Source organism: Olsenella sp. oral taxon 807 (assembly GCF_001189515.2).
Classification (GTDB): domain Bacteria; phylum Actinomycetota; class Coriobacteriia; order Coriobacteriales; family Atopobiaceae; genus Olsenella_F.
In genome coordinates, this window is the sequence record NZ_CP012069.2 from 597,993 (window position 1) to 612,353 (window position 14,361).

The 14,361-nt window shown below is 60.0% G+C and carries 11 protein-coding genes; 9 read left to right on the plus strand and 2 right to left on the minus strand.

The features are described from left to right. Position 1: 1 nt before the first annotated feature. The 3 genes from cysE to ADJ70_RS15540 all read left to right on the plus strand — a co-directional run bounded on the left by cysE (position 2) and on the right by ADJ70_RS15540 (position 3,544). A complete protein-coding gene (gene cysE, locus ADJ70_RS02540; RefSeq protein ID WP_083443758.1) occupies positions 2–646 on the plus strand; it encodes a serine O-acetyltransferase in 645 nt (214 codons plus the stop codon). A gap of 118 nt (positions 647–764) precedes the next feature. Further along, positions 765–1,742 carry a CPBP family intramembrane glutamic endopeptidase gene (locus ADJ70_RS02545; protein ID WP_216597302.1) on the plus strand — a complete coding sequence of 326 codons (978 nt, stop codon included), beginning with the start codon at positions 765–767 and terminating at the stop codon, positions 1,740–1,742. A gap of 293 nt (positions 1,743–2,035) precedes the next feature. Next, positions 2,036–3,544 (plus strand): type II CAAX prenyl endopeptidase Rce1 family protein, encoded by a 1,509-nt coding sequence (locus ADJ70_RS15540; RefSeq protein WP_172674429.1) that lies wholly within the window; start codon positions 2,036–2,038, stop codon positions 3,542–3,544. Positions 3,545–3,703: 159 nt separating this feature from the next. Here the strand turns inward: ADJ70_RS15540 and ADJ70_RS02555 are convergent, their stop codons facing one another. Further along, positions 3,704–5,206 carry a L,D-transpeptidase gene (locus ADJ70_RS02555; RefSeq protein ID WP_050343222.1) on the minus strand — a complete coding sequence of 501 codons (1,503 nt, stop codon included), beginning with the start codon at positions 5,204–5,206 and terminating at the stop codon, positions 3,704–3,706. A 217-nt stretch (positions 5,207–5,423) separates the two neighbouring features. Between ADJ70_RS02555 and ADJ70_RS02560 the strand changes: the two genes are divergently transcribed. Then, positions 5,424–5,861 (plus strand): MarR family winged helix-turn-helix transcriptional regulator, encoded by a 438-nt coding sequence (locus ADJ70_RS02560; protein ID WP_050343224.1) that lies wholly within the window; start codon positions 5,424–5,426, stop codon positions 5,859–5,861. 108 nt (positions 5,862–5,969) lie between these two features. Beyond that, positions 5,970–6,818 carry a DegV family protein gene (locus tag ADJ70_RS02565; protein ID WP_050343226.1) on the plus strand — a complete coding sequence of 283 codons (849 nt, stop codon included), beginning with the start codon at positions 5,970–5,972 and terminating at the stop codon, positions 6,816–6,818. A 543-nt stretch (positions 6,819–7,361) separates the two neighbouring features. Here ADJ70_RS02565 and ADJ70_RS02570 read toward each other — a convergent pair. Beyond that, positions 7,362–8,480 (minus strand): hypothetical protein, encoded by a 1,119-nt coding sequence (locus ADJ70_RS02570; RefSeq protein ID WP_050343228.1) that lies wholly within the window; start codon positions 8,478–8,480, stop codon positions 7,362–7,364. Between the two features lie 561 nt (positions 8,481–9,041). Here ADJ70_RS02570 and ADJ70_RS02575 point away from each other — a divergent pair. The 4 genes from ADJ70_RS02575 to ADJ70_RS02590 all read left to right on the plus strand — a co-directional run bounded on the left by ADJ70_RS02575 (position 9,042) and on the right by ADJ70_RS02590 (position 14,261). Next, positions 9,042–10,199, plus strand: a complete 1,158-nt coding sequence (locus tag ADJ70_RS02575; protein WP_050343230.1) for an ABC transporter substrate-binding protein — start codon at positions 9,042–9,044, stop codon at positions 10,197–10,199. A 169-nt stretch (positions 10,200–10,368) separates the two neighbouring features. Continuing rightward, positions 10,369–12,090 carry an iron ABC transporter permease gene (locus ADJ70_RS02580; protein ID WP_050343232.1) on the plus strand — a complete coding sequence of 574 codons (1,722 nt, stop codon included), beginning with the start codon at positions 10,369–10,371 and terminating at the stop codon, positions 12,088–12,090. Between the two features lies 1 nt (position 12,091). Continuing rightward, complete coding sequence (locus ADJ70_RS02585) at positions 12,092–13,168, plus strand: ABC transporter ATP-binding protein (RefSeq protein WP_050343233.1); 1,077 nt, start codon at positions 12,092–12,094, stop codon at positions 13,166–13,168. A gap of 40 nt (positions 13,169–13,208) precedes the next feature. After that, positions 13,209–14,261 (plus strand): ABC transporter substrate-binding protein, encoded by a 1,053-nt coding sequence (locus ADJ70_RS02590; RefSeq protein WP_050343236.1) that lies wholly within the window; start codon positions 13,209–13,211, stop codon positions 14,259–14,261. The last annotated feature ends 100 nt before the right edge of the window (positions 14,262–14,361 follow it).

Here is a 14,361-nt window from a genome sequence, read left to right on the forward strand (position 1 = left end):
GATGCCTGCGATGATGGGCGTGGTGTCACCGCCCGAGAGGCACCCTCCTTTGTGGTCACGAGCGTGGGAAGACGTGCGGGCGGTGCTCAGGCGCGATCCGAGTGCGAGCTCTGCGCTTGACGTCGTACTCTTTGCGACGGGTCTCCACGTCGTTTGGGCCTACCGGTGGCAGCACTGGCTCTGGGAAAGGGGCCTGCGCCGTCTCGCGATCCTCTTTGCGCAGCGCACGCGTAGGCGCTATGGGATTGACATTCATCCGGCGGCCACCATCGGAAGGCGCTTTGTTATTGACCACGGCTTTGGTCTCGTGATAGGACAGACGTCTGTCATCGGTGACGATTGCATGGTCTATCAGGGAGTCACCCTCGGCATGACCGGCCATCACGGCGGCAGGCGCCACCCGACGCTCGGTGACGACGTGATGGTGGGCGCAGGGGCCATCGTCCTGGGCGATATTCATGTCGGCAGCCACAGCAAGGTTGGCGCAGGCGCGGTCGTGATCCACGACGTGCCCGAGGGCGTGACGGTAGCGGGCGTTCCCGCGCGCGTCATAGGCGATCGCTGTCGTGGGGGGTGCTGCGAACTGTCGCTCGTGCCGCCCGTCAATACGGATAGCGAGGATGTGCGCTGGTCCTGCGCGCTATAGCGCCGTCGCGGTCATCGGATGGTTATGGAGAGTTGTACGTATGTTTGATAGGGTGAGTCGCTTACGGTATGGTATTCGCTCGGGTGAGGCGGGGACGTACGCAGGAGTGTGAGTGCAGATGGATGGACAGAGTCGCAGCATTGTGCAGAGGCGCAGTTTTACGGATACCTTCTTCATCACGGCAATCCTGACGGTCGCGCTGTTGAGTGTGGGGCAAATCGTCGGTTCTGTGCTCATATCCCTTCTGCCACTGCCAGACTACGATCCGGTGGTGGAGACCGGACGCATGTATTACGTGTTTGTGGGGATTTGGCTGGTCTTTGCTGCCTACATGATGTTCACGCAGAAGAACCGACCGATACTGAGCTGGCTCGGTTCGAGGGCAGAGGGAAACCGGCCCTTGATGTTTGCGTTGGGGCTCCTCATCGGCTTTGTCCTGAACGGATTTTGTGCCCTGGTCGCTCTGCTTCATGGCGACATCCGTCTTTGCTTTGATGGCGTTGACCTTCTACCCACGGTGATCCTCTTTGTTGGCGTGCTTATACAGTCCTCTGCCGAGGAGCTGGCGTGCAGGGTGTTCATGTACCAGAGGCTTCGGGATGCCTATGCGCGCCCAGCCGTGGCCCTCGTGGGAAACCCCGCGCTGTTTGCGGTGCTTCACCTCATGAACAATGGCGTGACCGCCCTCTCGGTACTCAATATCTTTCTTGTGGGCCTCTTGTTCTCGATGTGTGTCTACTACTTCAACAGCTTTTGGATGGTGGCGGCGATACACACGTCGTGGAACTTTACACAGAACATACTGCTGGGGCTGCCAAACAGCGGTAGCGTCGCTCCCTTTTCCATCTTCAAGCTCGACGAGGGGGCAGCCGATAGCCTTGCATATAACGTGGGCTTTGGCATTGAGGGCACGGCGCTTGCGTGCGTGGTCTTGGTCGCTGCATGCGTCTGTGCCTATGTGGTCGGACAGAGGGTGGGCCGCCCTGCCGCAGGTGGTGTCGTGGGGGTCAGCGCGTGCGAGTCGACGGATGGGCAGGTCGCAGGCGAGCTGGCCGATGAGTGTGGGCAGAGTTCTTCTGGCGATGAGATTGGCTGAGCTCAGAGCGGGCTGTTGTCGTGTCATACGAGGCCCGTGTCGCCTATCAGCGGCTGCTTTACGATGACGCATGTTGTCGTGAAGAGCGTGGTGACCCTGCATGAAGCGGCGTATCTCATCGGCAGTAGACACCGTGTTCGGGTATCCTCTTTGGAGGAACGCATACACCAAGGAGTATCATGACGCAGCTGACACAACCCGAGCCGTCTCCTAACCGTCGTAGGAGGTCGAGGGGCCAAGCGTGGTCCATGTCGTCACCTCAGGCGGCGCAATCGAGCGGTCCATCGCAACCGATGGGTTCAGATTGGCAGGCGCAGGTCACACAGCAGTCGGGACCGTCTGGGCAGCCAGATTCGTTCCAGCAGTCTCCGCAGCCAGACCCGATTGATCTTCTTGCTGCTCAGTTCTCCGAGGGGCAATCGACTGGGTCCTTTAGAGGAGCGCCCGTCGGTTACGGAGCGCCCGCCAGCGGCGGTTACGGAGCGCCCGCTGGCTACGGCATGTCCGCCAACGCCGGCTATGGCGCACCAACCGGCCGCTACGGAGCACCCGCCAACAACGGCAGCTACGGCGCGCCCGCCAGCAACGGCGCACCAACCGGCGGCTACGGCACGCCCGCCAACGGTGGTTACGGGGCGCCCGCCAACAACGGCCGCTACAGCGCGCCCGCTGGCTACGGCATGTCCGCCAACGGCGGTAGTTACGGAACGCCCGCCGGCTACGGCGCGCCCTACGGCGCTGGTGCTCCCAGTGGATATGGCTTTACCGCACCCAATGGTTACGCTGGCGCGCCTGCGTCTACCAACAGATATGGCGCGACACGCGCCACGATGGGCTATGGCAGCTCCATGTCCTATGGGACCACGTACAGAGCGCCGCGTTACGGTGGACGTACCTGTGTCGCCGCCCTCATCTTGGGCTTCGTGGCAAGCTTTCACGGGGTTCTTCTCGGCGGTGGTCTCCTATATGGTTTGGGGCAGATATGGGGTCTATGGAAGACAACTGACGGATATCTTGTGACGATGCTTCCTCTCGAGTTGGGTGGAGTGATCGCTGCAGTCATCGCCTGCCATGCCTTGGGTGGGGCGAGCCTCATGAGACCACAACTTGCTTCCATTGTCGATACCTTTCACAGATTGCGCTGGCTTGTCGTGGTGTCTGGACTTGAGGTCGCGCTTCAGCTGCTTGCCTTTACGACGGGAGACTATTTTCTTAGCCCTAACTGGCCTCTCTACCTACTTCACATCTTGTTACTCTGTATGATGATCGGCATGTTCGAGGAGATAGTGTTTCGTGGGATCATCCTAAACGGACTTCTTGCCCCCTTGGGGGAGCGACGCGATGGAGTTCTGAAGGCGCTCCTCATCAGCTCGCTCCTTTTTGGTGCGGCGCATCTGATTGGGCAAGATACTGATTGGTCTGATAGGTTGCAAGCTACTCAAGCTATTCTCAAGGTCGCTCAGACCGGAGTCCTCGGTTTCGTGTTTGGTGTATGCGCCATACATCAGCGCAACCTTACGGGTGTGGCAGTCTTCCACGGGTTCACAGACTTTGTCCTCATGGTGCTTCCATACATGCTGAATGGGTCTGAGCAAGGTGAGGTGCAGTACGTTACAGCGGACAGTCAGGCCGCCATGACCACCATCGTAATGTACTCTGTGTTGATCGCCCTGTATATTCCGGCCCTCGTCACCGCAATGCGAACGCTTCGCCAAGAGCAGCTGCCTCAGTGCGGCGAGTTCATGGATCCCTGTTGGACGAGTGCGGCGTTTGGAGCAAGGACAGCCTTCGCATACAGCTAGTCACGTTCCCTCAGGTAGACATGACGTGCTGCCGCCCTCTATCGGTGCAGCTACCTCGTCGTGTCAACGGACCACAGGCCTCACGCCGCAGCGGACCTCACGCTGCGGCGGCATGATTTTGGGTTCGCGCTTGCCTGTCCATGATGACCTACCCGTCTACTACCAGTGAATATTAACCTTGTCACCCACATTCACAAGGTCAAAGAGTTCTGCCGCCTTCTCACGTGGGAGGTTGATGCAGCCATGGCTTCCGGCGTAGCTGTATATGCTGCCCCCAAAACGGCTGCGCCAGCTCGCGTCATGTAGGCCGTAGGCGTTGCCCAAAAACGGCATCCAGTAGTTCACATGGCTCTTATAGTCCGGTTTGTTGTCGTGGTTCTCGTCGGCACCGATGAGGGTCTGGTTGGTTGCCTTGTTGAGGATGGAATACTCGCCGGTGGGCGTACCATGCCTCTTGCTGGTGTTGCCCGAGACAAGGTAGCTGCGCCAGATGACCGTGCCATCACCGCCATAGAAGCGCGCGTACTGTGTCGAGAGGTTGATGTCGATATGGCGCCCACGCTCGCGCGCCCCCTCTGATTCGGCAGGCCTCTCGCCTGTGATGGCCAAGGGGATCTCAATGGTGTCTGCGGCACAACGATGCAGGTTGTCAGCAATGCTCGACGCTACGGACGTGCTGTCGACATCGTAATCGTGGACCTCATCGGAGCTAGCAACCTTATCGCTCAGGCTTTCGCTCGCCCAGTCGTCAATGGCGTCCACATCGACGTCAAGTTGCATGTCCTCGCCAACGCTGACCCATCGTGCGATCTGGTCTTTGGAGACGCGCGTTAGCTCCTGCCCTCCTTTGGTCAGGGGAATCTCAAGCGAGAGAACTCTGTTTGCGGCATCCCGCGCCGCGATGAGATCGGGACTATCGGATGTGAGTTGGGGCTTGACCAGTTGTGCCTCTCCCAGCTCGAGGCTCTGTCTGAGGCAGAGCGCACTTGTTTTGACGGTATCGATCGCGGATGTCGCATCTATCACACCACCGATGGTGGCGTCCCTGATCACAAAAGTCCCCATACCCTCGTCGTACGTGACGTAGGCGTCAGTCGGTTGGGCGGCAGTGGCGTTGACCGTGTCGATGGCTGCCTGCATGGTCGCTTGCAGCCGCGTGTCATCGAGTGAAACACCCGTACCCGTCTCAATCTGCTTGGGGGAGAGGAGTTCTAGGGGCCAGCGCTTAGGGTCGACCTCGGCTCTGGCGGCTGTGGCTCTTAGGGTTCCATCTGCCGTGAGCCCCACGTCACCTTCGGCGAGCGTGAGGTCGAGTCCGTTTCCCGTGATGTGGGAGCTCCAAGTCTCCGCGATTCGGTCGATCTTGGCTGCGAGCTCGTCTTGGCTTAGGTTGGAGGCATCCATGCCGTCGACGGTGGTTCCCGGCACGAAGTGGCTCGAGAAGTAGGCGCATCCCGCTCCATAGCAGGCAATGAGGAGTGCGAGGATGGTGGCAGCACCGATCGCGACGCGTTTGGCGATGTGACGGTTGGGCTCCTCATCGGGCTTGGCGTGTGTGGCCTTGGTATCGGATGGGGCATGGGTGGCCGTCTCGTGCGGTTTTGCGGCGTGTGCAGGGGTGGTGGTGCCTTTGGCATGTGACTCAGCCTTAGGCGTGGTCATTCGCGCGCTGTGCTGCCCTGCGTTACGTAACCGCTCGGTTGTCTGACGCGGCTTTGCGACGAGCGGATGGGGTCGATTAGTGTTGTTCGCATGGGCTGCCATTACGCTTTTTACTCCTGTCTCGCATTAGTATTTGTGGTATAAGGGCTGATGTGCCAACGCAGCGGCGCTTCGTTCAATTAGGTCGGACTGGATCATCGCATGGGAGAAGAGACATATGAGCACTCAATTCGAGAGCTTCGTCGGAATCATATCGCTGGCAAACAAGGAGATCAGTCGCATCAAGGGACAAGAGATGGGACGTATGGGCCTCAAAGGCAGCGACACCATGTGTTTATACTACCTCAAAAAGCACCCCGAGGGCATTACTTCCGCTGAACTTGCACGACTGATCGGGGTGGACAGAGCAGCTGTTTCGCGCATACTCGCGCACTTGGGGGAGCGCGGCCTCGTGAGGAGCGGGGGGACGAAGGGGTGCAGAGGCTATCGCGTGCCAATCCTTCTCACTGAGAGGGGCATGCTTGCGATGCGCGAGTCCGATGGCGTCATTGACAGTGTCGTAAATCATGCGATTGAAGGTGTGTCACCCGAAGATCGTGAGGCTATGTATCGTGCGCTTGATGCCATTGTCGACAACCTAGAGGGCATTGAGTAGGGAGGGTGGGGATGTGTGCGGGACCGCCGGGGGACTTGCGCCTCATTGCGCCTAAGGTCGCGCTACACTGGTCCTAGCTGACAACGGCTCTCTCGAAGGAGGATCAGCATGGCACTTAAGATCATCTGCGACTCGGCGGCTGATATCGGTCAGAGCGAAATGAACGGGGTGTTCGTTGCCCCTATGTCTGTGAGCTTTGGCAACGTCACCTATCAGGATGGTGTTGACCTCACACATGACCGCTTCTACGAGATGCTGGTTGAGTCGGACAGCCTGCCCACGACGGGTCAGGTTACGCCGTACGGTTTTACGCAGGTGCTTGAGTCTGCGTTGGGCGAGGGCGATGAGGCCGTTGTGATGACGGTATCCTCTAAGCTGTCGGGCACCTATCAGAGTGCGTGTGTGGCGGCAGGCGAGTATGGAGATCGTGTCCGTGTCATCGATACGCTTAATGTGAGTCTTGGCGAGCGCATTCTGGTTGAGCTGGCTAACCACCTGGTGGCTGCGGGTTCTGGCTTGGACGAGGTCGTCACGACAATCGAGGGCAGCCGGGGTGACGTGCAGATGGTCGCGCTGCTCGACACTCTTGAGTACCTGCGTAAGGGTGGACGTGTATCCGGGCTTGCCGGTGCGCTTGGAGCTATGCTCTCCATCAAGCCGGTATTAGCCTGCCAAAATGGCGAGATGATCCTCTTGGGAAAGGCGCGCGGATCCAAGAACGGACGTAACCTCCTAAGTGAGCAGATCGAAGCCGCAGGTGGGGTTGACTTCTCGCTGCCGCTTGCCGTCGGCTATTCCGGCATGAGTTCGGCCCTGCTCGACAAGTACATCCGCGATAGTCGCAGTCTTTGGGAGGATCATGTGGATGAGTTGCCGACGGTCTCCATTGGGGCGACTATCGGTACGCACGCCGGTCCCAACGGCATAGCGGTGGCGTTCTTCGCGAAGGGCAAGTAGGCGCTGGCGTGCGGTGGGCTGGTGCGGCCCGCCCGTCGGAACCTTCCGCCAGTCAGGCCCGCCAGGTCCCCGTTCGTCAGATCCCCCCGCCAGCCTGCGCCCGCCAGGTCCCCGTTCGCCAGATCCCCCCGCCAGCCTGCGGGGCACTAACCCAACGACGTTTGCCCAGTTGGCGAGAAAAAGAAGGTACCCGGGAATCTGGCGGGCGGTTCCGGTGGCGTCGGACGGCCGTGGAAGCGGAACCGGTTAGTGCCCGCCAGCCTGCGGGGCACTAACCCAACGGCGTTTGCCCAGTTGGCGAGAAAAAGAAGGTACCCGGGAATCTGGCGGGCGGTTCCGGTGGCGTCGGACGGCCGTGGAAGCGGAACCGGTTAGTGCCCGCCAGCCTGCGGGGCACTAACCCAACGGCGTTTGCCCAGTTGGCGAGAAAAAGAAGGTACCCGGGAATCTGGCGGGCGGTTCGGTCCGCCGTGGCGGGCGGTTCGGGTGGCGTCGGGCGGCCAAGAGAGAGGGGGGCGGTTGCAGACCGGTGGCTCATCTGCCTCACCTGCTTTTGTGCCGCGCTAACAGTTCCTGCAGCGTTCGTGCTCTGAGCGCCGTGAGCCGTGGATCCTCAAGAGCCGCTCTCTGCGTGTTGAACCGTCTGCCCACCAGTCGCTCAAGGCGGGCGATGAGTTGTGCCATGAGCAGATCGAGGGCATCAATTCCAGAAATGTCCTCGTTGGTCACTACAGGTACCTCAAGTCCAGCAACCAACAGGTCGCGGTCCCGTCGCCGATCGTCCACGTACTTCTTACGAACCTGTTGACGCAGCTGCTCGACGACCGCTGCCATGCGTGAACTTCCAGGATCTGCGCCAAGGCCAAGGGTCGCGCGCTCGAGTCCGACGAGGTTTAGATGGTCACTTCCATCGTAATTAAGAGCGAGAGGCGTGTCGTCAAACACGATGTCGGGTACACGGGACGAGCGAGTCATTGGAAGCCCGCCGCTCGACTGTATACGTGGATTCAAGGTTACGGGACCGAGTCCATAGCCGCCCTCCCCTGGCGAGAGCATGATCATCGTAGCAAGCACCGCCTCCTGAGGAGACCATGCATTGGGGCGAGAGAGGATAGTCGCGCGGGTCGCAAGGCGGGTTGCCCTGCTCTGTGGCAGCTGGAGGAGCTGGAGCAGTAGCACGTCCTTGTTTACAAAAGGCTTGATGCTGAAGTTAGCCTGTTCGCCTGCGATGCCAAAAGGTCCCAACGCATAGCTTCCCTCAAGCTCGGTTGCAAGGCTGATGAGTTGTGGCAGGGAGAGCCTTTCGGTAAGTTGCGTGAGCGTGAGGGCGGCATTACATACATATGTTGCTGGGGCTAGCTCAAGAAAGTACTGACCCTTTGGCCTCGGGCGAGAAACCCGTCCGCGCAGGATCTGTGTCTTGGGTCTTCCCGCCTTATCGCTGCAAAGCACCGTAAGACCACGCTTCATCCATGCGCCGGGTATCTCTTGAATGCCGATCGCCTGCATCCGCTTCTTGAGCTCAGCGGATGTCCACGGACGAGAGCGGCCAGTACACGTTGGATGGAACGTCTGGTCCTGTGGCGGCCCCTGCTTTGGGTGGCTGCGCCTCCAGGCACGAATGAGCGCAAGGGACGTGGTATGTGAGAATGTGATGTCCATACCTCATGCTACTTTTTCTGGCATGAAGAGAGAACCCGCAGCTAGACGCTTGTTTTGTGCAACATTCACGTGGGATGCAAACGGGGTATGTGAAACACCAGGATAGCTGTCGGGCGGGACTATCGTGGCGCACTACAAGGAGGCGATGTACCAGCGCACCTACAAAACATGATGCTTTGTGATGATATATGAGCACTTGCTGAGTGACAATCGGTAGACGGTATGAGATGAGGGGTGAACGGCAGCCTCCCGCCACGGCGACTCGCCCGAACCGCCACGGCGGTCCGAACCGCCGCCCGATGTGGCCCGAACCACCCGCCAGATTCCCGGGTACCTTCTTTTTCTCGCCAACTGGGCAAACGCCGCTGGGTTAGTGCCCCGCAGGCTGGCGGGCACTAACGCCCCCCACGCCCCCACCCCCCTCTGGGTGGCCCAATCTCTGCCGTCCGTCCGATTCGAGGAAATTTGCCTCTTGAGGACACCTGCGTTTCATGCGATGCTTGGAAAGGGAAGCTGGCCTCGTTCGGTTTCCATAGACCAGCTAAGTGAAAGGGTTATGCTATGAGACATATCACGCGTAGGGACTTCCTGGTAGCGACCGCAACCGCTGCCACGGCGATTGGGATGGCTGGCTGCTCCGGCTCGGGTGGGAAAGGTGGCTCTTCGGGCTCCGGTAGTGGTGAGGATCTATCCCGCGTCGCTTCCCAGGACCTCATCGACGCCGCCAAGAAGGATGGGGCTTTGGTGGTCTATGGGTCCTGTGAGGAGCAGCACCTTGCCAGATGCTGCGAGCACTTCCAGGAACTCTTTGGTATTAAGACCGACTTCCAGCGTCTCTCTACTGGCGAGGTCGAGTCCAAGGTCGAGGAGGAGAAAGGGAACCCCTCGGCGGATGTGTGGTTTGGCGGGACGACCGATCCCTACAACGTGGCCGTCACGAAGGGCATCTTGGAACCTTACCAGGCAAAGAACGCCTCGCACCTCATCTCTGACACGTTTCGCGATCCCGATGGCAACTGGTATGGTATCTACAAGGGAATCTTGGGCTTCTTCTACAACAAGGAGGATCTTGAGCGCAAGGGCCTCGAGGCACCCAAGGACTGGCCCGACCTCGTCGACGGGAAGTACAAGGGCCTCGTCTGGATGTCAAACTATAACACTGCAGGAACCGCCAAGCTCGTGCTGAACACCGTCATCCAGAAGTACGGTCTGGACAATGGCATCAAGTACCTCGTCGATCTCGACAAGAACGTCTCGGTGTACACAAAGTCGGGCTCTGGTCCCTCCAAGAACGTGGGCACCGGCGAGTGCGTCATCGGCATCGGCTTTCTGCATGACGCCGTCTATCAGATAGTGGACAACGGTTACGGCAACATCGGCCTGGCGATTCCATCCTCGGGAGCGTCCTATGAGGTCGGTGCCACGGCCATCTTCAAAGGGGCAAAGCACCAAGACGCAGCTAAGCTGTGGGTTGAGTACGCACTCTCCCCGCAGTGCGTGGATGAGGCTCAGAAGGTCGGTGCCTACCAGTTCCTCGTCATCGACGACGCTAAGCAGCCCGAGGTCGTGAATGAGTACGGTCTTGACCCCAACAACGTCATGGACTATAACTTCGCAGATGCCAAGGAGCACACCGAGGAATACGTGAAGGACATCATGGAGGCGCTCGCGAAGTCCGGCTCGAACACGGGCGATACGAGTCGCTTCCAGACCGAGTAGCCTCACAACAGCACGTCGGCTGGGGTTGCGCGTCCGCCTGCCACACGTGCCATGATCGTATATGGCCCAGGCCAGGCGGACGAGCTTCTTCTTGGCCTGGGCGCTTGGGGTGTGGCGCAAGATCAACACTGAGTGCAACTGAGTCTGAGGGCTCAAGAAGGAGGGGCTCGTGGCAAAGAGCCAAGGGGCGCGGCTTGATCGCAGCAAGCTGCTGGCCGACCCCATACTGGTGGCGACGATCGTGGTTTTGATCGCCTTCCTCACGCTGTTCATCCTCTATCCGCTCGCCATACTCATGGTGGACAGCGTCGTGGGCGAGCATGGTCCCACGCTCGACGTATTCGCTCGTGTGCTGGCCATGCCGACCTTTGACACGGCTATCACAAACACGCTGTCCTTAGGGCTGTTCGTGGGCGTGGCCGCCGCCCTCATCGGTCTGCTCTTCGCCTATGTTGAGGAGTACGTGCAGCTCAAGAGTCGCCTCATGAGTGGGCTTTTCAAGCTGGTCTCCCTGCTTCCGGTGGTCTCGCCGCCCTTCGTGCTGTCACTTTCGGTCATCATGCTCTTTGGCAAGGCAGGCATCATCACCCGTCATATGTTGGGTATCTACGACAACAACGTATACGGCTTCTGGGGCATAGCGCTTGTGCAGACGATGACCTTCTTCCCGGTGTGCTACATGATGTTCAAGGGCCTCCTGAAGAACATCGACCCCTCGCTCGAGGAGGCCGCGCGCGACATGGGTGCGTCGCGCTGGAAGGTGTTCACCTCCGTCACGCTGCCGCTCGTCCTGCCGGGCATTGGCAACGCCTTCCTCGTGACCTTTATCGAGTCCATCGCCGACTTTGCCAATCCCATGCTCATAGGTGGCTCCTTCGACACGCTGGCGACCTCCATTTACCTGCAGATCACCGGCGCCTATGACAAGCAGGGAGCTGCCGCGATGGCCGTGGTGCTCCTTCTCATCACGCTGGCGATGTTTGTCGTCCAAAAGTACGTGCTCGAGGCCCGCGCGACGGCGACGCTCACGGGCAAGGCGAGTCGTGCGCGCATGCTCATCACCGACAACTCCGTACGCATCCCGCTCTCGGTCCTCTGTGCCGCAGTTGCGCTGTTCGTCGTGCTCATGTACATATGCGTGCCCTTCGGCGCGCTGTTCAAGACCTGGGGCTACGACTTCACGCTCACGACCAAGTGGTTCCAGCAGATGTTCACCATGCACCACGGCTTCCAGGCGTTTCGTGATTCCTTCCTGCTCTCTCTCATTGCCGCACCCATTACGGCGCTGCTCTCCATGGTTATCTCATACCTCGTGGTCAAGCGCAGATTCCGTTCCCGCGGCTTCATCGAGGCCGTGTCGATGCTGGCCATGGCGGTTCCCGGAACCGTCTTGGGCGTGGGCTACATCAGGGGCTTCTCGGGAGGTATCTTCCATACGGGCGTTCTTCAGGGGCTCTACGGTACCGCTGCCATCCTGATCATCGTGTTCATCGTGAGGTCGCTGCCCACGGGCACGCGCTCGGGCATATCTGCCCTGCGCCAGATAGACAAGTCCATCGAGGAGTCCGCCTATGACATGGGCGCCAATTCCTTGCAGGTCTTCATGACCGTCACGCTGCCGCTCATCAAGGACTCGTTCCTCTCTGGCCTCGTGACCTCGTTCGTGCGCTCGATCACCGCTATCTCGGCGATCATCCTGCTTGTGACCCCACAGTTTTTGCTCATCACGGTACAGATCAACGAGTTCGCCGAGAAGGGCGCCTACGGCGTCGCGTGCGCCTTCGCGACGGTCCTCATCTGCATCACCTATGGTGCCGTGGCCCTTATGAACCTTGCCATCAGGCGCTTTGGCACAAGTGCGAGGCTTGAGTCCGCCAACGAGGAGGCATAGCATGTCCAAAGAGAAGAAGGGCGTTCGCCTGGAGCATATCTCGAAGATCTATCAGGACCCCAAGACCGGCAAGGACTTCTACGCTGTTCGTGACGCTACCATCGACATTGGACCGGGCGAGTTCGTGACGCTTCTGGGACCCTCCGGTTGCGGGAAGACCACCATCTTGCGTATGGTGGCGGGCTTCGAGAGCCCGGACGAGGGTGAGGTCTACTTGGGAGGGGAGGCCATCAACACACTCACGCCCAACAAGCGCGACACGGCCATGGTCTTTCAGAGCTACGCCCTGCTGCCACACTACAACATCTTTGACAATGTCGCCTACGGCCTCAGGCTGCGCAAGATGGACAAGGCGACCATCGAGCAGAAGGTGAGCCACATCTTGGAGCTCGTCGGCCTTGAGGGCATGGAGAGGCGCATGACCAACCAGCTTTCGGGGGGACAGCAGCAACGCGTCGCCCTCGCGCGTGCCTTGGTCATCGAGCCTGGCGTCCTGCTCTTCGACGAGCCCCTCTCGAACCTGGACGCCAAGTTGCGTGTGGACATGCGCAGTGAGATTCGCCGCATCCAACAGGAGGCTGGCATTACCGCCATCTACGTGACGCACGACCAGTCGGAGGCCATGGCCCTCTCGGATCGCATCATCGTAATGAAGAGGGGGCTCGTGGACCAGATTGGCAGTCCGAAGGAGGTCTACTACCACCCCCAAGACGAGTTCGTGGCTGACTTCATCGGTGAGTCCAACTTCCTGCACGGGACCCTTCAGAGCGTGTCTGGTAACTCTGGCGTCGCGCTCATCGAGGGGCAGAGCGTGCCTGTCGAGGGCGTCAACGGCAGGGCGACCGGTGATGAGGTGACGCTCGTGCTGCGTCCCGAGTCCGCGCATGTCGGTGAGGTGGGCGTGATGCCCTGCGAGGTCACGCTCTCGCGCTTCATGGGCCACTACCAGGACTACCAGCTGCGCTGCGGAAAGCATCTGGTGAAGGTCACCGAGTTCAATCCTAAGAATAGGCGCAGCTACGAGGTGGGAGAGCAGGCCTTCCTCTCCTTCGCGCCAGACGACGTCCATGTGCTGTAGAGCCATAGTCAAGACCAGCATGAGGAAGGGTGGAGAGTAGATGACAGCGAGAAACGCACGTTTTCTGACCAGGCGCGAGGCAGTGGGAGCGTCGCTCGGCCTTGCCCTATCGCTCGGGCTTGCGGCATGCTCGGGCCAGCAGGGTACACCCCAATCATCGGGGGGTTCGGCCGACCAGTCGGGTTCTGATGGGAAGGATAAGGCCACCACCATCAAGGTCGCCTCGCTCAAGGGTCCGACGTCTATCGGCATCGCCTCGCTCATGGACAAGGCCAACAAGGGCGAGACGCAGAACCACTACGACTTCAAGGTCGCAAGCTCGCCCGACGAGGTTATCCCCGAGGTTGCCAAGGGTGGCTTTGACATCGCGCTCGTCCCGTCCAACTCGGCGGCCGTCCTCTACAACAAGACCGACGCCGGCGTCTCGGTCATCGACATCAACACCCTCGGCGTCCTCTTTGTCGTCACGGCTAATGCCGACATCAGGGAGTTTGCCGACCTATCGGGCCATACCGTCTACCTCTCCGGCAAAGGTGCGAGTCCCGAGTACACCATGAGGAAGCTGCTCGACAAGGCAGGCATCGCCTCGTCCGTGACGTTGGAGTACAAGAGCGAGCATGCCGAGGTAGTGAGCATGCTCATGGGCGACGAGAGCGCGATCGGCATTCTTCCCCAACCCTTCGTGACCGTGGCCACGACCAAGAATGCCAAGCTCAAGGCATCCATCGATCTCACTGAGCTGTGGGGCAGGCTCAACGATGATGGGTCAAAGCTCGTCCAAGGCGTGACCATCGTGCAGAGGTCCTTCCTCAACGAGCATCCCGACGCCGTCCAAAGCTTTATCCGGGAGCATGCCGACTCCGTCCAAGCGGCGAACACCGACCCCAAGGCCGTGGCCCCGCTCGTGGTCTCGGCAGGTATCCTCGACAGCGAGGAGGTGGTCGAGAGAGCCATCCCAGGCTGTCACCTGGTCTGCATCACGGGAGACGAGATGAAGGCCGCCCTGCACGGCTACCTACAGGTGCTCTTTGACGCGGATGCGGCTTCCGTGGGCGGGGTGTTGCCCGCAGATGACTTCTACCACATAGGCTAGCCTTGGGGCAGAGGGCCAACCCTCCCACGCCTAGGCGTGCACGCGGCGTACGCAGGCTTGTCGCTGTTGCCATCTGGCTGGCACTGTGGCAACTTGCGAG